Genomic DNA, 19181 nt, shown 5'->3' with positions numbered 1-19181 from the left:
TCAGCCCGTGTCGCCTCCCGCGACGGGCAGGACGGTGCCGGTGATGTAGGACGCCTCGTCCGAGGCCAGGAACAGGATCGGCGCGGCCTGCTCCTCGATCGTGCCATAGCGGTGCATGAAGGCGGATTGCTTCACCTGCTCCACCACCTCGGCCATCCATTGCCGTTCGTCGGGATTGTCGCCGTCCGCATTGCGGGGGATGCGGCGCGGGGGTGCCTCGGTCCCGCCGGGGGCGGTGGCCACGACGCGGATGTTCCGGCCCGCCATTTCCATCGCCAGGGACTGCGTGACCGCATTCACGCCGCCCTTGGCCGCCGAATAGGGCACGCGGTGGATGCCGCGCGTGGCGTTCGAGGACACGTTGACGATGGTCCCGCCACCCCGCGCCACGAGATGCGGCAGGACGGCCCGGCAGCAGTACAGGGTCGGCATCAGGGATCGGCGGATCTCGGCGTCGATCTGCCCGGGTTCGAATTCAGCAAAGGGCCGCATCCGGATCGCGCCGCCGACGTTGTTGATGAGGATGTCGATGCCGCCGAAGATGTCGGCGGCATGGCGCATCGCCGCCTCGGCCCCGTCCCAGGTTTCCAGGTCGGCGTTGAAGGCGGCGGCCTCGCCCCCGGCCTCGGCCGCGACATCACCCACGAAATCGGCCCGGTCCACGAACAGCACCCGGCCGCCCTCGGCCGCGGCGCGCAGGGCGACCGCGCGGCCGATGCCCTGCGCCGCCCCCGTCACCACCAGCACCTTGCCCGCAAAGCGCCCAGGGAAGATTGCCCCGGTCATGCGGTGGCCTTCAGGGGCAGGTTCGGGGTGAACTTCTCGTAATGGAAGCTGGCGGGCCTGATGCCCTGTTCGTCCAGATAATGCCGCACGGCATCGACCATCGGCGGAGGACCGCAGAGATAGACCTCGACCCCCGGACCGGCCAGTATCTCATCCGGCATGTGCTGGGTGACCCAGCCCTTGCGCGGGTGGTCCGAGGCCGGGTCAGCCACAACGGTCGCGAAGGTGAAGTTCGGCAGGCGGCTGGCATATCCGGCAAGCTGATCCACCAGCACCAGATCCAGATCGCGCGTCACGCCATAGATCAGGTGGATGTGGCGCCGCGACCCGGCCCGGGCCAGCACCTCCAGCATCGACAGGAAGGGCGCAAGCCCGGTGCCGCCCGCCAAGAACAGCAGCGGGCCGTCACCCTCGCGCAGGTAGAAGCTGCCCATCGGGCCGGTCAGGGTCAGCCGGTCGCCCGCCTTGGCGCGGGCCAGCCAGTTGCCCATCAGCCCGTCGGGGATTTTCTTGATCAGGAAGCCAAGCCGATGTTCCCCGGGAGCCGAGCTGAAGGAATAGGACCGGTGCCCGCCACTGCCCGGCACGTCGATGTTGACATACTGGCCGGGCAGGAAGGCGGGGGCGGCGTCGCCGTCGTCCACGGACAGTTCCAGCACCACGGCCGCGTCGTGATGCGGTTCGATCCGCGTGACGGTCGCCGCAAAGGTTTGCTGTCCCGTCTTGCACGATGCCGCCGTCACCGGCACCGACAGCACGCAATCGGAGGACGGCACCATCTGGCAAATCAGGACAAGGCCTTCGGCGGCCTCGTCCTCGGTCAGGGCGTCCTCGATGTAGTCCTCGCCCAGGTCATAGGCGCCGCTTTCGGCCCTGCATTTGCAGGTGCCGCAGACGCCGTCCGAACAGTCCATCGGCAGGTTGATCTTGTTGCGGAAGGCGGCATCGAGAACCTTCTCGCCTTTCTTGCAATCGACGAAGCGGGTCACGCCGTCCTCGAAGTTCAGTGCGATCCTGTAGCACATGGTCGCCTCCTCCTTGCGGTTGTGCGGGTCTGGCGGCCGTCAGACGTGATAGACGTCGATGACCTGGCGGATGTAGTCGTTCTTCAGGACGATCTTCTTGGCCGCGATCAGCAGGCCGTCGCCGTCCCGGCGCAGGGTCACGAACATGGTCCCGAAGAACTGGTCGGTGGTCTTGTAGCGGTGGTTCAGCGTGTGGAAGTTGTAGCGGACATCCACCTCGGCCCCGCGGTCCGCGACGATCTCGACGTTCAGGACGGCGTGGCTGGTGCGCGGCTCGGGCGTGGATGCGCCCGACCGTTCGGTCTTGATGCGGAAGACGCGGTCTTCCAGACCGTCGCGACTGGGATAGTAGATCAGCGAGATCTGGGACTGCGGATCATCGGTCGTCTGGTCGTTGTCGTCCCAGGCGGGCATCCAGTAGGTCACGTCGGGCGCATAGCAGGTCAGCCAGTCGTCCCATTGCCGGTCGTCCAGCAGGCGCGCCTCGCGATACAGGAAGGCGCAGATGGCGTTGTAATCCAGGCTGCTGGTGATGGTGTGATCAAGGCTCATGCCACTTCCCCCTGCTTTTCGGTGGCCAGCGCGTCGCGCATGACCCTGGCCCAGTATTCGTGCTGGCAGACGAACAGCCCCTCGTCCTCGCTGCGTTCGCCCGAGATCAGCGGGTTCAGGCCCATGCGGCGGGCGTTCTCGTCCGGGCCGTGGATCCACAGGGGCGCGCCGCGCGACATGTCGTTCCACAGGGCCACGCTGCCCGCATAGGCCGTCTGGCAGGCGCGGAATTCCTCGAGGTCGTCGGACGTCCCCATGCCCGAGACGTTGAAGAAATCCTCGTACTGGCGGATGCGGGTGGCGCGTTCCCCGGCGCTTTCGCCCTTGGGGGCGAAGCAGAAGATGGTGACCTCGGTCTTGTCCACCGACAGCGGGCGGACGACGCGGATCTGCGTGCTGAACTGGTCCATCAGGAACACGTTCGGATAAAGGCACAGGTTGCGCGTCTGGTTGACGATGAAGCCCGCCTTGTCCTCGCCCAGGCGGGCGGCGATTTCCTCGCGGCGGTTCCAGACCGGGCGAACCTCGGGGTTCTTCGTGTTGGTCCACAGCAGGATATGGCCGTTGTCGAACCCATAGACGCCCGCGACCGACTTGCTCCAGCTGTTGGCATCCACAGCCTTGGTGCCGGTTTCGCTGCGCCGGTCCATGGTCGTGGCATAGTTCCAGTGGACGGAGCTCACGTGATAGCCGTCGCAGCCGTTTTCCATCTGCAACTTCCAATTGCCGTCGTAGATGTAGGACGAATTGCCCCGCAGCACTTCCAGCCCCTCGGGGGCCTGATCGACGATCTGGTCGATGATCACGGTGGTTTCGCCGAGGTATTCCTCCAGCGGGGCCACGTCGGGGTTCAGGCTGCCGAACAGGAAGCCGCGATAGCTTTCAAACCGCGCCACCCGGGTCAGGTCGTGCGAGCCGTCCTTGGCAAACCCGTCGGGATATTGCGTGGTCTTGGCGTCCTTGACCTTGAGCAGCTTGCCGGTGTTCGAAAACGTCCAGCCGTGGAACGGGCAGGTGAAGCTGCCCTTGTTGCCCTGCTTGCGGCGGCAAAGCATCGCGCCCTTGTGGGCACAGGCGTTGATGACCGCGTTCAGCGCGCCGGTCTTGTCGCGGGTGATGACGACCGGCTGGCGGCCGATCCAGGTGGTGTAATAGTCGTTGATTTCCGGAATCTGGCTTTCATGCGCCAGATAGACCCAGTTGCCTTCGAAGATGTGCTTCATCTCCAGCGCGAACAGATCCTCGTTCGTGAAGATGTCGCGGCGGCAGCGGAACAGGCCTGCCTCGGCATCGTCCTGCACGGCAACGGCCAGCAGATGATCCAGATCGCGGGCCTTTTCGATGATCGCGGACATGCGTTCTCCTCCTCCAGGGGCGGCGCGGCCTGGCCCCTGCCATGATGCGGTGATGAAAGGATGGGTGGGGCTGGGCGGCCCTCCCTCCCGGGGGCCGCCCAGGGACGCCGCTCAGGCGGCGGCGCGGCGGCGCTGTTCGTTGACCTGGTTGTCCACGCCGTCGATCAGCGCGGTCAGGTGGATGTCGAAGCAGATCTCGGCGAAGGGACCGTTCAGGCCATTCGCGTGGATGCTGTCCTCGTCCGTGCGCTCGATGACGTGGGGGACCAGGCCCTCGCGTGTCGCATAGGCGAAATCGTCGTCGATCAGCGGATCGCCCTCGATGTTGATCTGGGTGGTCAGCTTGCGGTGATCGTCGGCGCTGACGAAGAAGTGGATATGAGCCGGACGCTGGCCGTGGCGGCCAAGCGCGGTCAGTACCTTCTCGGTCGGGCTGCCGGGGGGCACGCCATAGCCGCTGGGCAGGATGCTCTGGAACTTGTAGCGGCCGTTGTCATCGGTGATGATCGTGCGGCGCATGTTGAAGGGCGCCTGCTTGCCGGTCGGGTCGAAGTGGGAATAGAAGCCGCGCGTGTCGCAGTGCCAGACCTCGACCTTGGCACCGACCAGCGGCTTGCCGTCGGCCCCGTGGACGGTGCCGTGCATGACCAGCGTGTGACCATTGGTGTCGGTGCCGTCATCCAGCCGCGCAAAGCCCACTGATTCCGGCGCGCCGGCCACATAAAGCGGGCCTTCGATGGTGCGCGGGGTCGGGTTTTCGATCCCCAGTTCGGCGTCGATGGCGTCCAGACGCTCGTCCAGGAAATGGTCGATCCCCAAGCCCGGCGAGATCAGGCCCGCCTGACCGGCGGCGCCCAGGTCGTTCAGCCAGGCCACGCCGGTCCAGTATTCGTCGGGGGTGATGTCCAGGTCGTCGATGGCCCGGAACAGGTCCGACATCAGCCGATGCACGATCTGCTTCATGCGCGGATCGCCATCGTTGTTGTTCATCCCGCTGAGTTCCTTCAGGAACTCCTGCACATCGGGGCGGTCGAAAATCTTGACGGTCATTCTTCTCTCCTCCTGGATTGGCTTGGAAACTGGGCGGGCTGGCTCCCTCTGCCGTCCCGACCGGATGGCTTCAGGTGTCATCCTCGCGGATGGCGGACGGGTGGCGCAGCAGCGGCGTGACCCTGATCTCCATGAAGGGAAACAAGGGCAGGCCCGACAGGATGTCGTGCAGTTCGGCATTGTCGCGGACATCGAAGATGCTGACATTCGCGTATTGCCCGGCCATCCGCCAGATGTGGCGCCATTTGCCCTGGCGCTGCAGATCCTGCGAATAGGCCTTTTCCCGGGCCAGGATGTCCGCGCGTTCGTCGGCGGGCAGGTCGCGCGGGATCTTCACGTCCATGATCACGTGGAACAGCATGGTCACACCTTTCCGGGCAGGCTGATCGTCTTGCGGATGCCGTCGCGGGCGAAGAAGGCCACGCGATCCTCGTCCAGCGTCACGCCCAGGCCGGGGCCGCCGGGAACCGTCAGTTCGAAGCCGCTGTAGTCCAGGGGCTCGGCCAGGATGTCCTCGGTCAGCAGCAGGGGGCCGAACAGTTCGGTGCCCCATTGCAGGTTGGCGAAGGTCGCGAAGGCATGGGCCGAGATCACGGTGCCCACCGCGCCTTCCAGCATGGTGCCGCCGTAAAGCCCGATCCCTGCCGCATCGGCAATCGCCGCGACGCGCAGGGCATTGAAGGCGCCGCCGCTTTGTTCCAGTTTCACGGCAAAGACGTCGGCGCCCTGGTTGCGCGCGATCTCGAAGGCGCTTTCGGGGCCGGTCAGGGATTCATCGGCCATCAGCGCCACGGGGAAGCGGCGCACCAGCCGGGAAAGCGCGGCGGTGGAGGCGACCGGCTGTTCCACCAAGTCGCAGCCCGCATCGGCCAAGGCGGCCATGCCGAAGGCGGCGTCGCCCTCGGACCAGGCCATGTTCACATCGACGCGCACCGCCGCGCGGTCGCCAAGCGCGGCCTTGATGGCGGCCACATGGGCGATGTCCTCGCGGATGGAACGCGCGCCGATCTTCAGCTTGAAGACCCGGTGGCGGCGCAGATCCAGCATCCGCTCGGCTTCGCCAATGTCACGGGCGGTGTCGCCCGAGGCCAGCGTCCAGGCGACCGGCAGCCGGTCGCGCCGCCGCCCGCCCAGCAGTTCGCTGACGGGCAGTCCAAGGCGCTTGCCATGGGCGTCCAGCAGCGCGCATTCCACGGCGGACTTGGCGAAGCGGTTCTCGCGCACCATCTTGCCGATACGCGCCATGAGCGCCTGCACCCGCGTGGCGTCCTGGCCCATCATGACCGGCGCGAACCAGGTATCGATGTTGGTCTTCATGCTTTCGGGGCTTTCCCCGCCATAGGCGAGGCCGCCGATGGTGGTGCATTCGCCGATGCCCACGATCCCGTCGCTGCAATGGATGCGCACCAAGGTCAGCACCTGGCCGTTCATGGTCGCGACCGACAGCTTGTGCGGGCGAATGGTGGGCAGATCCAGGATCACCGTCTCGACCCGCGTCACGACGGGTGCGGCGGCAGAGGATATGGCAAGGGGGACATATGGCTGGTTCATGGGCAAAGATTGCCTTTTTCCGCCGCCCCGCGTCCAAGACCATTTGCGTTTGCAGCGATACCCTGAGGGTATTAAGATCAAGAATACGGGACCAATCAGCAAGTTGCCGCGCTTCAGGATACCCTGAACAGGTGTAATTTTCGACCCGCAAGCCCTGGGGAATCACCATGGACCTACGGCAAATGCGCTATTTCGTCGCCGTCGCGAACGAGCGCAACTTTACCCGCGCGGCCGAGATTCTGCATATCGCCCAGCCTCCGCTGAGCCGCCAGATCCAGCTTCTGGAGGAGGAGCTGGGCGTGGTGCTGATCGTCCGCAAAAGCCGCCCGGTCAAGCTGACCGATGCGGGACGGCTGTTCTATGAACAGGCGCTTCAGGTGCTGGGGCGCGTCGATCAGATGAAGGATGCGACGCGCCGTGTGGGCATGAACCGCAACCGCGTGCTGTCCATCGGCTTCGTGGCATCGACCCTGTATGGCGGCTTGCCGCTGCTGGTCAGGAAGCTGCGGCAGAATGCGCCTGAACTGGACATCCAGCTGCTTGAACTGCTGTCGGTCCAGCAGATCCCCGCGCTGAAGGAAGGGCGCATCGACATAGGCTTCGGCCGTCTCAAGCATGGCGATCCGAACGTCGTCGGCACCGTCCTGCGCGAGGAGCGGCTTGTGGCCGCCCTGCCCCGGGATACGCCCCTGGCGCGGGATCCCTTGCCGCTGCCGCTGGCTGCATTGGCGGGGCAGAAGCTGATCATCTATCCCAAGGAACCGCGTCCCAGCTATGCCGACCAGGTCATGAGTCTGCTGCAGAACGCCGACGTGCGCCCGGGGGATGTGCTGGAAGTGCGCGAGATCCAGACCGCGCTTGGCCTGGTCGCCGCCGAGTCGGGCATCTGCCTGATACCGTCATCCGCACGGCAGATGCGGTCGGACGTCCAGTATCGGGTCATCGAGAACCCGGAAGCGACCTCTCCGGTCATCCTCAATCACCGGGCGGGCGATACGTCGCGCTACATCGATCTGGTCAAGCAGCTCATCCGTGACATGTATGCCGAAAATCCGGACTGGCTTTCCGCCAACAACGTTCGCGCACTGGGCACCGGCCATGGCACATGACGGGTCGGGCTTGGCGCCCATGAAGCCTGAAGCTCAGCCGTTGAAACGCGCCCGATAGGCCGAAGGCGTCTCGCCGGTGGCCAGGCGGAAACGGCGCGAGAAATACGGGGGGTCGTCGAAGCCAAGGCGATAGCCGACCTCGGCCACATGCAGGCGGGTGAAGGCCAGAAGCCGCCGCGCTTCCGTCATCAGCACGGTCTCGATATGCCGCGAAGCGCCCTGGCCTGTCGCCATCCGGCAGATGCGGCTCAGATGCCCCGGCGTGACCGCAAGCGCCGAGGCATAATCGGCCGTGCCCCAGCCCTTGTCCATGTTCTGCGCGATCAGCCTTTCGAATTCCAGCATCCTGCGGCGCGCCAGGGGCTCGGCCGCCTGCCCGCCCCGCGCCGCGATTTCCGCGACCGAGATCAGCAGAGCCTGCGACAACGCGACCAGAAGCCCGGCGCGGAAATGTCCCGGGTCGCGGAAGGCGTGGTGGATCTGCCCCGCCAGTTCCGCGACACGTTCCCCTGCGCGCCGGCGGAACGGCCGTGACAGGTGGTGCGCCATGTCGCCAAAAGCCGAGGCCACGCCCGAAAGGATGCTGAGCGGAAAGGACAGGACCAGCCCTTCGCTGCCCATGCCGAACTTGAAGCCATGCACGAAACCTGCCGGCAGGAACAGAAATTCGCCGTCGCGCATCATCTCGGTTTCCCCGTCGATGCAAACCTCGGCGCTGCCCCGCCGCATGACGAAAAGCTGCGCCATGTCCCGGTGCCGATGCGGGGCGATCACCCAGTCATGCAGCCGCGCCCGGTCCCAGATCCGTTCGCAGTGAACGACGTCGGGAAAGGCTTCCGTTTCGCCAAACAGGCTGAAGATGGGGATCTGCAATCGCGCGCTCATGCACGAAAAATACCATCTCATGCCGCGCCCGTCCATTCGTGCCCCCCGCAGCCTGCGCTAGAGAACGGCCAGGGCACGGAACGGGAAGATCATCATGGATACGCAGGTCGTCATCATCGGCGCCGGGCCATCGGGCCTGCTTCTGTCGCAACTGCTGAACCGTGCGGGCGTCGCCACGGTGATCCTGGAGCGCAGCACGCGCGACCATGTCCTGTCGCGCATCCGTGCCGGCATCCTGGAATGGGGCAGCGTCGAGATGCTGCGCGAGGCGGGCGTCGGCGCGCGCATGGACGCCGAGGGCATCCCCCATGACGGCACGCTGATCACCGACGCCGACATGGTGGTCCATATCGATTTCAGGGCCCTGACCGGCAAGCAGGTCATGGTCTATGGCCAGACCGAGGTGACGCAGGATCTGTACCGGGCGCAGGACGCCATGGGCACGACGATCATCCATGGCGTGCAGGATGTGCGCATCCTGGACCTGGACGGCCCGCAGGCGTCGGTGGAATACACGCTGGATGGCCAACAGCACCGCCTGGGCTGCGCCTATGTCGCTGGCTGCGACGGCTTCCACGGCGTTTCCCGCAAGACCATCCCCGAGGCGAAGCGGTGCGAGTTCGAACGCGTCTATCCCTTCGGCTGGCTGGGCATCCTGTCGCGCACGCCCCCTGTCGCGGACGAACTGATCTATGCCAATTCACCCCATGGCTTTGCCCTGGCTTCGATGCGCAACGAAGGCCTGGTGCGCTACTACGTCCAGGTTCCGCTGACCGACCGGGTCGAGGACTGGCCGGACGACCGCTTCTGGGCCGAGTTCAGGCGCCGCATCCCCTCGGATGCCGCGGCGCGGCTGGTGACGGGGCCGTCGATCGAAAAGTCGATCGCACCCCTGCGCAGCTTCGTCAGCGAGCCGCTGCGATGGGGTCGGCTGTTCCTTGTGGGCGACGCCGCCCATATCGTGCCGCCGACCGGGGCCAAGGGGCTGAACCTTGCCGTGTCGGATGTCTTCTATCTGCACCAGGCGCTGATCGCGGCGCTGAAGGGTGACGAATCCGGCATCGATGCCTATTCCGGCCGCGCCCTGCGCCGCATCTGGAAGGCGATGCGCTTCAGCTGGCAGATGACGATGATGCTGCACCGCTTCGACGACGAGGACAGCTTCGCCGCCCAGATGCGCCGCGCTACGCTGGCCCATCTGGCGGAATCCGAAACGGCGCAGCGCGACCTGGCCGAAAACTATGTGGGCCTGCCCTACTGACCGGCCGCCTCCTCCAGCGTGGCGATCAGCGCCTGAGCCGGGGCCGACGGCTCGTCGCCCTCGCGCAGGGATATGCCAACCGGGCCGCCCAGAAGCTCGTTGCGGATCGGCAGGATGACCAGCGAACCCGCCTCGATCTCGGGGCGGACGACGCCTTCGGATATGAACCAGACGGTGTCCGACCGAGTCACGACCTCTCGTCCGAAGGCCAGCGAGACGTTTTCATAGGCGGGCTGCGGATCGGTGATGCCGACCGAATGCAGCCAGCTTCGCACCGAGGCCGAGATCATCGCCCCCGCCGGCGGCAGCATCAGGGGATGATGGACCAGCTCGGCATAGTCCCAGTCCTGCCGCAAAAGGGGATGGCCGGCGCGCACCACCGGCACGACCCGCTCCCAGTAGAGGCGCCTGAAGCGCAACCCCTCGGTATTGCCTGCGGGCGGCATCCGGCCCACGACCAGATCCAGCTGCCCTTCGCGCAGCAGGGACAAAAGCAGCCAGTTCGGCCCGGTCATCACGTCCAGCAGCACGTCGGGCCGGACGTCACGAAAGGCAAGCGCCGCGCGTGGCACCAGGCCCGTCGCGGCGGTGGGCAACACGCCGACATGCAGGCGCGGGCGTTCGGGCAAAGGCGACAGAACCAGCTTCTGCGCGCGTTCCAGATCGGCCAGCGCCGTGCCCGCATGGGTCTGATAAACCCGGCCCGCCGGGGTCAGCGCCAGCTTGCGGCCGGACCGGTCAAACAACTGGACGCCCAGGATCTCCTCAAGCTCGCGGATGGTCTTGGATGCGGCGGGCTGGCTGACATGCAGCGTCTCGGCCGCCGCCGACAGGCTGCCAAGGCGCGCGGTTTCAAGAAAGCAGCGCAGGTGGCGCAGGCGCAGGTGGGAATGAAGCATCGATAACTTGCAGGTTATGACAGGGTTGCAGCATTATAATTTTCCTCCGCTTCCCTGTCATGCCATAACCTGCGCAGGGGGAACGAGAATGCAGACCATTTCCACATCCGGCATCACCTTGCACATCCGCGACGAAGGTCCGCGCGATGGCCGCGTCCTGATGCTTGCCAATTCGCTGGGCACCGACCTGCGGGTCTGGGACGCGCTGTTGCCCTTGCTGCCCGCCGGGCTGCGGATCGTCCGCTTCGACAAGCGCGGCCACGGGCTGTCGGACGCCACGCCCGCGCCCTATACGCTTGACCAGCTGGTCGCCGATGTCGAAGGCCTGTGCGACGGCCTTGGACTGACGGACATCACCTTCGTCGGCCTGTCGATCGGCGGGCTGATCGGCCAGGGCCTTGCGGCCAGGCGGCCCGACCTGCTCCGCGCGCTTGTGCTGATGGACACGGCGGCGCAGATCGGAACGGCGCAGATGTGGCAGGACCGCATCGACGCGATCAACGCGGGCGGTGTGGAGGCCCTGGCGGACCCGATCCTGGAGCGCTGGTTCACACCCGCCTTCCGCGCCGCCAACCCTGAATTCGCCCTGTGGCGCAACATGCTGACCCGCACCAGCGTGGCGGGCTATACCGGCTGCTGCGCGGCCATCGCGGGCGCGGACCTGACCGAATCCACCCGCGCGCTGCGACTGCCTGTCATGGCGATTGCGGGCGACCAGGACGGGTCCACCCCGCCCGATCTGGTCCGCGCGACCGCCAAATTGTGCAGGGCGGAATTCCACATCATCCCCGACGCGGGCCACATCCCCTGCGTCGAACAGCCCCAGGCCACCGCCAGGCTGCTGACCGATTTTCTTGAAAGGACCGCCTCATGATCGACCGTCACGCGCGAGGAATGCAGACCCGCCGCGCGGTTCTGGGCGACGCCCATGTGGACCGGGCCGAGGCCGCGAAATCCGATCTGGACCAGCCCTTCCAGGACCTGATCACCGAATCCGCCTGGGGGACCGTCTGGTCGTCCGACGCGATCACGAAACGCGAACGCTCGATGCTGACGCTGGCCCTGCTGGCCGCGACCGGCAACTTCGAGGAAATTCCCATGCATGTCCGGGCCACCGCCCGCACCGGCGCGTCCAAGCGCGACGTTATGGAGGCGTTCCAGCATGTTGCCATCTATGCCGGCGTTCCCCGCGCGAACCACGCCATCAAGCTGGCAAAGCAGACCTATGCCGAGATGGAGGCGGCATCCGAATGAACGATCTTGGCCCGCTGATCCCGCGCGACCGCGAGATGCATCCCGAACCCTTCTGGCCCGACTACAAGACCTCGGTCGCGCGCTCGCCCCACCAGCCGCTTCTGTCGCTGGAATCCGGCCCGTCCGAGGAAACCGGCCCGACCTTCGGGCATTCCAGCTTCGGCCCGCTGGACAACAACCTGATCCTGAACTGGACCAAGGGCGCCGCCCCCGCCGTGGGCGAGCGCATCCTGATGCATGGCCGCGTGCTGGACGAGAACAACCGCGCCGTCCCGAACACGCTCGTGGAGATCTGGCAGGCCAATGCCGGGGGCCGTTACCGCCACAAGAAGGACACCTATCTGGCCCCGCTGGATCCGAACTTCGGCGGCTGCGGGCGGACGCTCACGGACGAGAACGGATACTACCAGTTCCTGACCATCCGTCCGGGCGCCTATCCCTGGCCGAACCGCGGGAACGACTGGCGGCCGATGCATATCCACATCTCGGTCTTCGGGCACAGCTTCGGCCAGCGCCTGATCACCCAGATGTATTTCGAGGGCGATCCGCTGATCCCGCTGTGTCCCATCGCCGCGACGATCCGCAACCGATCCCAGCTTGACCGGCTGGTGGCGCCGCTGGACATGGCGCATTCGCGGCGGCTGGATTTCCTGGCCTACAAGTTCGACATCGTGCTGCGGGGCCGCCGCCAGACCATGTTCGAGAACAAGCCCGAGGGGATGTAAGATGGTGCAACCGCTGAACCACCAACCCGAAACGCCGTCCCAGACCGCGGGCCCCTATGTCCATATCGGGCTGATGCCGACCTATGCCGGGAACGCCGGCTATTATGACGAGGAGATCGGGGTATCCCCCATTTCCGACGGCGCCAGGGGTGAGGTCATCGAGATCGTGGGCTCCGTCCATGACGGCACCGACTGGGCGCTGCGCGATGCGCTGATCGAAAGCTGGCAGGCGGATAGCGCGGGCAGGTTTCCGGGCCAGGACGGCGCCGATCCGGCGGTCAGCGGCCATTGCCGCTTTGCCGCCGACGCGGTGACCGGCGAATTCACCCTGCGCACCGTCAAGCCCGGCCCGGTGCCGTCACGCTATGGCAGGGCCTTCGCGCCGCATATCTCGCTTTGGATCGTGGCGCGGGGGATCAATATCGGCCTGCAGACCCGCATCTATTTCGAGGACGAGGACAATGAGGGCGATCCCCTGCTGGCCCGCATCGAACAGCGCCCGCGCGTGGACACGCTGATCGCGAAGAAGATCGGCGAAGGCAGGTACCGCTTCGACATCCGCCTGCAAGGCGAGGGCGAGACGGTGTTCCTGGACATCTGAGAAATCGTTGCAACCTTTACGGCGCGGTCCCCGGTGGCCGCGCCCTTTTGCATGGGGCAGGACATGACTGACGTTTTCGACCATCCCTGGCTGGGCGGGCTTTTCGCGGATCCCGACATGGCCGCGCTGTGGTCGCCCCAGGCCCAGATGGCCGGGATGCGCGCCTTCGAGGCTGCCTTCAGCCGCGCGCTTGGCCGGGCGGGACTGGCCGACAGCGCACGGGCCGAGACTGCAGCCAAGGCTGCCGAACAGACCGCGTTCGACATGGACGACCTGCGCGCGGGAACCGGACAGGACGGCGTCGTCGTGCCGCGTCTGGTCAGGCAGATCAAGGCGGCGGCAGGGGATGCGGCGGATGCCGTCCACAAGGGCGCGACCTCGCAGGACGTGATCGACACGGCGGCCGCGCTTGCCATGCGCGACACGCTGACGCTGGTCGATGCCCGGCTGGCGCAACTGGCCGCGGCGCTGGAGGATCTGGGCACCCGCTTCGGCGACCGCCCCCTGATGGGCCGCACCCGGATGCAGGCCGCGACCGAAATCACCGTCCGCGACCGGATCGCGCCCTGGCTGCTGCCCCTGGCCGACCACCGCGCCCGCATCGCCGAGGCACGCCCCCGCATCGTTCGGCTGCAACTGGGCGGCGCCTCGGGCGACCGCAGGGATCTGCGCGACAAGGCGGAGGCCGTGGCGGCGGACATGGCCACGGCGCTTGGGCTGGAAAATCCGGCCCGCGCCTGGCACGCGATGCGCGACGGGGTGGCGGAATTTGCGGGCCTCTTGTCGCTGGTCACGGGAACCCTGGGCAAGATGGGTCAGGACGTGGCGCTGATGGCACAGCAGGGGATTGCAGAGATCGAGCTGTCCGGCGGCGGCACGTCGTCGGCCATGGCGCACAAGCAGAACCCGGTTCTGGCGGAACTGCTGGTGACGCTGGCAAGGGTCAACGCAGTGCAGGTCTCGGCCCTGCATCAGGCCATGGTCCATGAACAGGAACGGTCGGGCGCGGCCTGGGCGCTGGAATGGATGGTGCTGCCGCAGATGGCGCAGGCCACGGGGCGCGCCTTGGCGGCGGCGATCCGGCTTGCCGGTCAGGTCAGGCGGATCGGCACGCCGGAATAGCAGAAAGGGGCGCCTTGGCGCCCCTTCCCCGTCACACCTTCTGGCGGATGACGGTTGACTGCACCAGCGCCAGTGCGCCCAGCAGGCCCACAACCGCGAAGACATAGAAGCCCCAAGGGTGCCCCAGTTCCATCGACACCAGCGTGCCGCCGACCAGCGGCCCGGCGATGGCCCCAAGACGCCCGACGCCCGCCGCCACGCCAAGCGCCGTCGCCCGCACGCCCGGCGGATAGTTCGAGGCCACGAAGGCATAGACCAGCACCTGCGCCGAGAAAACGAAGCAGCCCGTCAGGAACACCATCGGATAAAGCAGCACCGGCCCCATCCGGATCGACAGCACCGCCAGCAGGATGCCCCCGCACAGGAACCAGGCGACAGCCGCGACCTTCAGCCCGATGCGGTCGCCCACCCGGCCCGCCACCAGCAGCCCGCAGATCGCACCCGCATTCAGCAGCAGCAGCAGCCACAGCCCGCCGGTCAGGCTGTAACCCGCCGCCACCATCAGCTTGGGAAGCCAGGTGTTCAGCGCATAGACCAGCAGCAGGCCCATGAACGAGGTCACGCAGATCGCGATCGAATTGCGCAGGAACTGGCCGCGGAACAGCGTGGCCAGGGATGTGCGTTCCTCGGGGGCCGGGGTCGCGTCGGGCAGGTCCAGGCCGTGGCGCGCGGCGATGGCCTCGGCCTCGGCGCGGCGCCCGGTGGCGATCAGGAAGGACGGTGATTCCGGCAGCATCCGGTACATGATGGGCGCCAGGATGAAGCCCGGAATGGCGCCGACCGCGAACATCGCCCGCCAACCCAGCGAGGGCAGGACCAGCAGGCCCAGCAATGCCGTGGACACCGCCCCCACGTGATAGCCCGTCATCACCGTGGTCGAGGCCTTGCCCGCCCGGCCGCTGGAAAACTCGGTCACCATGGCGATGGCCGTGGGCAGGCAGCCGCCAAGGCCGAAGCCCGCCAGGAAGCGGAAGATGCCAAGCTGGACATAATCCTGCGCAAAGGCACAGGCCAGCGTCAGCAGCGAAAAGACCAGAACGGCAAAGATCATCACCTTGCGCCGGCCAAGCCAGTCGGTCGCGATGCCGATGGACAGCGCCCCCAGCGTCATGCCCACAAGGCTGATGGTGGATACGAAGGTCGCCTGCGCCGGGGTCATCCAGGGCAGTTCGCCGCCCGTCAGCGTGGGGATCAGCGCCCCCAGGACGACCAGGTCGAAACCGTCCAGGACAACGGCGATCCAGCACAGGACCGCGACAGCGCGCGCGGCGCCGTAAGAGGTTGGTGTCAAGTTTGTCTCCTTCCCATGGGGGATGGCGACAGGCTCCCTTGACCCGCTGCCGCGACCAGCGGCCGCCCTCATCCCCCGCGCGACACTATCATGCCGGGGCGATGAGACAATGCGCGACACTTATCCTGGGGCATGACATTTGCACCGGATCCTATATCCCTCCGGTTATGGTTTGCCTATGCCGCCCGAGGCATCCTCAGCCCCAGGATCCGGCGCGCCTGCTGCCAGGTCGCGACGGAACGGCCGTGTTTCGCGGCGATCTCGGCCGCGCGCCGGACCAGGGCCGCGTTCGACGGGGCCAGCCGTTCGCGGTCCAGGCGCACGTTATCCTCCAGCCCCGTCCGGGCATGACCGCCCGCGCCGATGGCCCATTCGTTCAGCACGATCTGGTTCGGCCCGATGCCCGCCGCGCACCACGGCGCATCCTCGCCGAACAGGCGCCGGACGGTGTGGACATAGTAATCGAACACCTCGCGGTCGGCGGGCATGGCGTTCTTCACGCCCATCACGAACTGCACATAGGGCCGGTCCCTGATCTGCCCCGCCTTCCACATTCCGTGCGCCTTGAGGATGTGGGACAGGTCGAAGGCCTCGATCTCCGGCTTGATGTCATGGGCCAGCATCCCGGCCGCCAGCCAGTCCACCAGATCGGGCGGGTTCTCGTAGACGCGCGTCGGAAAGTTGTTCGACCCCACCGACAATGACGCCATGTCGGGCCGCAGCGGCAGCATCCCGCCCCGGGCCTGGCCCGCACCGGACCGCCCGCCGGTGGACAGTTGCACGATCATGCCGGGGCAATGCTTCTCCAACCCTTCCTTCAGCCGCGCAAAGCGGTCGGGGTCGCTGGTGGGTTTCCCGTCATCGTCGCGGACATGGCAATGCGCGATGGTTGCGCCAGCCTCGAATGCCTCGTGCGTGGATTCGATCTGTTCCTCGATCGTGATCGGCACGGCGGGGTTGTTGTCCTTGGTCGGCAGCGATCCGGTGATGGCCACGCAGATGATGCAGGGATTGGTCATGGTAGGCCCTTTCCTCGAGTTACGTCCTTACACCCTTTCCAGTGCGACCGCGATGCCCTGCCCCACGCCGATGCACATGGTGGAGAGAGATCGCCTGCCGCCGGTCCGTTGCAGTTCCAGCGCCGCCGTGCCGGTGATGCGCGCGCCTGACATGCCCAGCGGATGGCCAAGCGCGATGGCCCCGCCGTTCGGGTTCACCCGCGGATCATCGTCGGCAATGCCAAGGTCGCGCAGCGTGGCAAGCCCCTGGCTCGCAAAGGCCTCGTTCAGTTCGATCACGTCGAAGTCGGCCTGGGCCAGCCCCAGCCGCGCCATCAGCTTCCTTGATGCCGGGGCCGGGCCGTAGCCCATGATGCGCGGGGGAACGCCCGCCACGGCCCCGCCCAGCACCCGGGCGATCGGCGTCAGCCCGTGCCGCCGTGCCGCGGCCTCGGAGGCCAGGATCAGCGCCGCCGCCCCGTCATTCACGCCCGAGGCGTTGCCCGCCGTCACCGTGCCGCCCTTGCGGAACGGCGCCTTCAGGCCTGCCAGCGCCTCCGCCGTCGTTTCGCGCGGGTGTTCGTCGCGGTCTACCCGTTTCGGATCGCCCTTGCGCTGCGGGATGTCCACCGGGGTGATTTCCTGCGCCAGGCGCCCGTTGGCCTGCGCTGCCGCCGCCTTCTGCTGCGAACGCAGCGCAAAGGCATCCTGGTCGGCGCGGCTGATGGCGAAATCCTCGGCCACGTTCTCGGCCGTCTCGGGCATCGAATCGACGCCGTATCGCGCCTCCATCAGCGGATTGACGAAGCGCCAGCCGATGGTGGTGTCGTAAACCGCGTTGCTGCGGCTGAAGGCGCTTTCCGCCTTGGGCATCACGAAGGGCGCGCGCGACATCGACTCGACCCCGCCCGCGATCATCAGATCGGCCTCGCCCGCCTTGATGGCGCGGGCGGCCGCGATCACCGCGTCCATGCCCGAGCCGCAGAGGCGGTTGATGGTGGTGCCCGGAACCTCGACCGGAAGACCGGCCAGCAGCGAGGACATGCGCGCCACGTTGCGGTTGTCCTCGCCCGCCTGGTTGGCGCAGCCATAGATCACGTCGTCAACTGCCTGCCAGTCCATGCCCGGGTTGCGCGCCATCAGCGCCCGCAAGGGAATGGCCCCCAGGTCATCGGCGCGCACCGAAGACAGCGCCCCGCCAAAGCGGCCGATGGGCGTGCGGATGTAATCGCAGATAAAGGCTTCGGTCATCTCATACCTCGGGGACGGTCAGGTCGGCCACCGCGCCGTCCAGATGCAGCGGCGCGCCGGTCAGGGATTGCAGTTCGTCAAGGCTGACGGCGGCCAGCTTCTCGCGCAGCACGAAGCGGCCGCCTTCGATGTCCACCACCGCCAGCGAGGTATAGATGCGGGTGACGCAGCCCACCCCGGTCAGAGGCAGGGTGCAGCGTTCCACCAGCTTGGGCTTGCCGTCCTTGGTGACGTGATCGGTGATGACGGCCACGCGTTTCGCGCCATGGACCAGATCCATCGCGCCGCCCACGGCAGGCACGCCCTTGGGGCCGGTGGACCAGTTCGCCAGATCGCCGTTCTGCGCGACCTGGTAGGCGCCCAGGATCGCCACATCCAGATGCCCGCCCCGCACCATGGCGAAGCTGTCGGCATGATGGAAGAAGGCCGTGCCGGGCTTGATCGTCACGGCCTTCTTGCCCGCGTTGATCAGATCCCAGTCTTCCTCGCCAGGCGCGGGCGCCTCGCCAAAGCCGAGGATGCCGTTCTCGGTGTGAAAGATCGCCTGCCGCCCTTCGGGCTGAAAGCGGGCGACCATCTCGGGGAAGCCGATCCCAAGGTTCACATAGGCGCCGTCGTGGATGTCCTGGGCTGCGCGCCAGGCGATCTGGGCGTTGGAAAGCTTTGTCATGCTTGCACCTGCGGGTAATGGGCGTTGGCGCGGTTGAGATCCTCTTCCTGCGCGGGGTCCGCCACGGCGACGATGGCGTCGACGAAGATGCCGGGGGTGACGACCGCTTCGGGGTCGATGCCGCCCGGCTCGACCGCGCGGCTGACCTGCGCGATGGTCCGCGCCGCAGCCATCGCCATGATCGGCGCGAAGTTCCGCGCCGCCATGCGATAGGTCAGGTTGCCAAGCGTGTCGCCGGTTTCAGCCTTGATCAGCGCGAAATCTGCCTTGAGCCAGCGTTCCTGGACATAGGAGCGCCCGTCGAAATCTGCGACCGGCTTGCCCTTCGCCAGATCGGTGCCAAAGCCGGTCGGCGTATAGAAGGCCGGGATCCCTGCCCCGCCCGCGCGGATGCGTTCGGCCAGCGTGCCCTGCGGGACCAGTTCCAGCTCGATCTCTCCGGCCAGGTATCTTTCGGTGAAGACGCGAGGGTCGGCCGAGCGCGGGAACGAGCAGATCATCTTTCTGACCATGCCCTGCTCGATCATCGCGGCGATCCCGACATGGCCGTTGCCCGCGTTGTTGTTGATGACCGTCAGGTCTTTGGGGCTGCCGGTTGCCAGGTATCGGTCGATCAGAGCGTGGATCAGTTCGATCGGGGCGCCAGATCCGCCAAATCCGCCAATCATCACCGTGGCGCCGTCGGGGATCCCTGCGACGGCTGCGGCCAGACTCGCGATACGCTTGTCCATGAAACCTCCTGCGTTTGGCCGTGGGTTAAGGCCTCTTCGGCACCTCCGCAAAGAAATCCGTTCGC

At 66.7% G+C, this 19181-nt stretch carries 21 protein-coding genes; 7 read left to right on the top strand and 14 right to left on the bottom strand.

Annotated features, from left to right (window positions below; all coding sequences use genetic code 11):
* From benD to OU682_RS09665, 7 genes are all read right to left on the bottom strand, one after another.
* Positions 1-786 carry a benzoate diol dehydrogenase BenD gene (gene benD / locus OU682_RS09695; RefSeq protein WP_268941900.1) on the bottom strand — a complete coding sequence of 262 codons (786 nt, stop codon included), beginning with the start codon at positions 784-786 and terminating at the stop codon, positions 1-3.
* Positions 783-1811 carry a benzoate 1,2-dioxygenase electron transfer component BenC gene (benC, locus tag OU682_RS09690; RefSeq protein ID WP_268941899.1) on the bottom strand — a complete coding sequence of 343 codons (1029 nt, stop codon included), beginning with the start codon at positions 1809-1811 and terminating at the stop codon, positions 783-785. Before benC ends, benD begins: the two co-directional genes overlap by 4 nt.
* A gap of 39 nt (positions 1812-1850) precedes the next feature.
* Positions 1851-2363 carry a benzoate 1,2-dioxygenase small subunit gene (benB, locus tag OU682_RS09685; RefSeq protein ID WP_268941898.1) on the bottom strand — a complete coding sequence of 171 codons (513 nt, stop codon included), beginning with the start codon at positions 2361-2363 and terminating at the stop codon, positions 1851-1853.
* The gene (locus OU682_RS09680; protein WP_268941897.1) at positions 2360-3718 is read right to left on the bottom strand and encodes an SRPBCC family protein; all 1359 of its coding nucleotides are present in this window, start codon (positions 3716-3718) and stop codon (positions 2360-2362) included. The genes benB and OU682_RS09680 overlap by 4 nt, the downstream gene beginning before the upstream one ends.
* Before the next feature lie 111 nt (positions 3719-3829).
* Complete coding sequence (catA, locus tag OU682_RS09675; protein WP_268941896.1) at positions 3830-4768, bottom strand: catechol 1,2-dioxygenase; 939 nt, start codon at positions 4766-4768, stop codon at positions 3830-3832.
* 70 nt (positions 4769-4838) lie between these two features.
* Entirely contained in the window at positions 4839-5129 is a 291-nt protein-coding gene (catC, locus tag OU682_RS09670) for a muconolactone Delta-isomerase (protein ID WP_268941895.1), read from the bottom strand.
* 2 nt (positions 5130-5131) lie between these two features.
* Complete coding sequence (locus tag OU682_RS09665; protein ID WP_268941894.1) at positions 5132-6319, bottom strand: muconate/chloromuconate family cycloisomerase; 1188 nt, start codon at positions 6317-6319, stop codon at positions 5132-5134.
* A gap of 167 nt (positions 6320-6486) precedes the next feature.
* On the opposite strand from OU682_RS09665, the gene OU682_RS09660 reads away from it, so the two are divergent.
* A complete protein-coding gene (locus OU682_RS09660; RefSeq protein ID WP_268941893.1) occupies positions 6487-7428 on the top strand; it encodes a LysR family transcriptional regulator in 942 nt (313 codons plus the stop codon).
* Positions 7429-7461: 33 nt separating this feature from the next.
* Here OU682_RS09660 and OU682_RS09655 read toward each other — a convergent pair whose 3' ends face one another.
* Positions 7462-8301 (bottom strand): helix-turn-helix domain-containing protein, encoded by an 840-nt coding sequence (locus OU682_RS09655; protein WP_268941892.1) that lies wholly within the window; start codon positions 8299-8301, stop codon positions 7462-7464.
* A gap of 106 nt (positions 8302-8407) precedes the next feature.
* On the opposite strand from OU682_RS09655, the gene pobA reads away from it, so the two are divergent.
* Positions 8408-9574 carry a 4-hydroxybenzoate 3-monooxygenase gene (gene pobA / locus OU682_RS09650; protein ID WP_268941891.1) on the top strand — a complete coding sequence of 389 codons (1167 nt, stop codon included), beginning with the start codon at positions 8408-8410 and terminating at the stop codon, positions 9572-9574.
* On the opposite strand, the gene OU682_RS09645 is transcribed toward pobA, so the two are convergent.
* Positions 9568-10473, bottom strand: a complete 906-nt coding sequence (locus OU682_RS09645) for a LysR substrate-binding domain-containing protein (RefSeq protein ID WP_268941890.1) — start codon at positions 10471-10473, stop codon at positions 9568-9570. The genes pobA and OU682_RS09645 overlap by 7 nt on opposite strands.
* A gap of 88 nt (positions 10474-10561) precedes the next feature.
* Between OU682_RS09645 and pcaD the strand changes: the two genes are divergently transcribed.
* The 5 genes from pcaD to OU682_RS09620 all read left to right on the top strand — a co-directional run bounded on the left by pcaD (position 10562) and on the right by OU682_RS09620 (position 14175).
* Positions 10562-11347, top strand: coding sequence for a 3-oxoadipate enol-lactonase (gene pcaD / locus OU682_RS09640; RefSeq protein ID WP_268941889.1), 786 nt, complete (start codon positions 10562-10564; stop codon positions 11345-11347).
* On the top strand, positions 11344-11727 hold the full coding sequence (gene pcaC, locus OU682_RS09635; protein WP_268941888.1) for a 4-carboxymuconolactone decarboxylase: 384 nt from the start codon (positions 11344-11346) through the stop codon (positions 11725-11727). The genes pcaD and pcaC overlap by 4 nt, the downstream gene beginning before the upstream one ends.
* Positions 11724-12452: a protocatechuate 3,4-dioxygenase subunit beta gene (gene pcaH / locus OU682_RS09630; RefSeq protein WP_268941886.1), complete on the top strand. Its 729-nt coding sequence runs from the start codon at positions 11724-11726 to the stop codon at positions 12450-12452. The genes pcaC and pcaH overlap by 4 nt, the downstream gene beginning before the upstream one ends.
* Position 12453: 1 nt before the next feature.
* Complete coding sequence (gene pcaG, locus OU682_RS09625) at positions 12454-13053, top strand: protocatechuate 3,4-dioxygenase subunit alpha (protein WP_268941885.1); 600 nt, start codon at positions 12454-12456, stop codon at positions 13051-13053.
* Positions 13054-13116: 63 nt separating this feature from the next.
* Positions 13117-14175, top strand: a complete 1059-nt coding sequence (locus OU682_RS09620) for a 3-carboxy-cis,cis-muconate cycloisomerase (RefSeq protein ID WP_268941884.1) — start codon at positions 13117-13119, stop codon at positions 14173-14175.
* 31 nt (positions 14176-14206) lie between these two features.
* On the opposite strand, the gene OU682_RS09615 is transcribed toward OU682_RS09620, so the two are convergent.
* The 5 genes from OU682_RS09615 to OU682_RS09595 form a co-directional block, all read right to left on the bottom strand.
* Positions 14207-15466 carry an MFS transporter gene (locus OU682_RS09615; protein WP_268941882.1) on the bottom strand — a complete coding sequence of 420 codons (1260 nt, stop codon included), beginning with the start codon at positions 15464-15466 and terminating at the stop codon, positions 14207-14209.
* A gap of 176 nt (positions 15467-15642) precedes the next feature.
* Entirely contained in the window at positions 15643-16485 is an 843-nt protein-coding gene (locus OU682_RS09610; RefSeq protein ID WP_268941880.1) for a 3-oxoadipate:acetyl-CoA acetyltransferase, read from the bottom strand.
* A 27-nt stretch (positions 16486-16512) separates the two neighbouring features.
* A complete protein-coding gene (gene pcaF / locus OU682_RS09605; protein ID WP_268941878.1) occupies positions 16513-17715 on the bottom strand; it encodes a 3-oxoadipyl-CoA thiolase in 1203 nt (400 codons plus the stop codon).
* A 1-nt stretch (position 17716) separates the two neighbouring features.
* Entirely contained in the window at positions 17717-18385 is a 669-nt protein-coding gene (locus OU682_RS09600; protein WP_268941877.1) for a CoA transferase subunit B, read from the bottom strand.
* Positions 18382-19116 (bottom strand): 3-oxoacid CoA-transferase subunit A, encoded by a 735-nt coding sequence (locus OU682_RS09595; RefSeq protein ID WP_268941875.1) that lies wholly within the window; start codon positions 19114-19116, stop codon positions 18382-18384. The genes OU682_RS09600 and OU682_RS09595 overlap by 4 nt, the downstream gene beginning before the upstream one ends.
* Positions 19117-19181 lie beyond the last annotated feature (65 nt).

This window comes from Paracoccus benzoatiresistens (genome assembly GCF_026913015.1).
Classification (GTDB): domain Bacteria; phylum Pseudomonadota; class Alphaproteobacteria; order Rhodobacterales; family Rhodobacteraceae; genus Paracoccus; species Paracoccus benzoatiresistens.
Note: the sequence above shows the minus strand (reverse complement) of the source record. Positions and strands in the feature narration are given on the sequence as shown.

What these genes read in the sequence shown, in the direction of transcription:
- benD (WP_268941900.1), bottom strand. Translation starts at nt 786, where the DNA reads ATGACCGGGGCAATCTTCCCTGGGCGCTTTGCGGGCAAGGTGCTGGTG.
- benC (WP_268941899.1), bottom strand. Translation starts at nt 1,811, where the DNA reads ATGTGCTACAGGATCGCACTGAACTTCGAGGACGGCGTGACCCGCTTC.
- benB (WP_268941898.1), bottom strand. Translation starts at nt 2,363, where the DNA reads ATGAGCCTTGATCACACCATCACCAGCAGCCTGGATTACAACGCCATC.
- OU682_RS09680 (WP_268941897.1), bottom strand. Translation starts at nt 3,718, where the DNA reads ATGTCCGCGATCATCGAAAAGGCCCGCGATCTGGATCATCTGCTGGCC.
- catA (WP_268941896.1), bottom strand. Translation starts at nt 4,768, where the DNA reads ATGACCGTCAAGATTTTCGACCGCCCCGATGTGCAGGAGTTCCTGAAG.
- catC (WP_268941895.1), bottom strand. Translation starts at nt 5,129, where the DNA reads ATGCTGTTCCACGTGATCATGGACGTGAAGATCCCGCGCGACCTGCCC.
- OU682_RS09665 (WP_268941894.1), bottom strand. Translation starts at nt 6,319, where the DNA reads ATGAACCAGCCATATGTCCCCCTTGCCATATCCTCTGCCGCCGCACCC.
- OU682_RS09660 (WP_268941893.1), top strand. Translation starts at nt 6,487, where the DNA reads ATGGACCTACGGCAAATGCGCTATTTCGTCGCCGTCGCGAACGAGCGC.
- pobA (WP_268941891.1), top strand. Translation starts at nt 8,408, where the DNA reads ATGGATACGCAGGTCGTCATCATCGGCGCCGGGCCATCGGGCCTGCTT.
- OU682_RS09645 (WP_268941890.1), bottom strand. Translation starts at nt 10,473, where the DNA reads ATGCTTCATTCCCACCTGCGCCTGCGCCACCTGCGCTGCTTTCTTGAA.
- pcaD (WP_268941889.1), top strand. Translation starts at nt 10,562, where the DNA reads ATGCAGACCATTTCCACATCCGGCATCACCTTGCACATCCGCGACGAA.
- pcaC (WP_268941888.1), top strand. Translation starts at nt 11,344, where the DNA reads ATGATCGACCGTCACGCGCGAGGAATGCAGACCCGCCGCGCGGTTCTG.
- pcaH (WP_268941886.1), top strand. Translation starts at nt 11,724, where the DNA reads ATGAACGATCTTGGCCCGCTGATCCCGCGCGACCGCGAGATGCATCCC.
- pcaG (WP_268941885.1), top strand. Translation starts at nt 12,454, where the DNA reads ATGGTGCAACCGCTGAACCACCAACCCGAAACGCCGTCCCAGACCGCG.
- OU682_RS09620 (WP_268941884.1), top strand. Translation starts at nt 13,117, where the DNA reads ATGACTGACGTTTTCGACCATCCCTGGCTGGGCGGGCTTTTCGCGGAT.
- OU682_RS09610 (WP_268941880.1), bottom strand. Translation starts at nt 16,485, where the DNA reads ATGACCAATCCCTGCATCATCTGCGTGGCCATCACCGGATCGCTGCCG.
- pcaF (WP_268941878.1), bottom strand. Translation starts at nt 17,715, where the DNA reads ATGACCGAAGCCTTTATCTGCGATTACATCCGCACGCCCATCGGCCGC.
- OU682_RS09600 (WP_268941877.1), bottom strand. Translation starts at nt 18,385, where the DNA reads ATGACAAAGCTTTCCAACGCCCAGATCGCCTGGCGCGCAGCCCAGGAC.
- OU682_RS09595 (WP_268941875.1), bottom strand. Translation starts at nt 19,116, where the DNA reads ATGGACAAGCGTATCGCGAGTCTGGCCGCAGCCGTCGCAGGGATCCCC.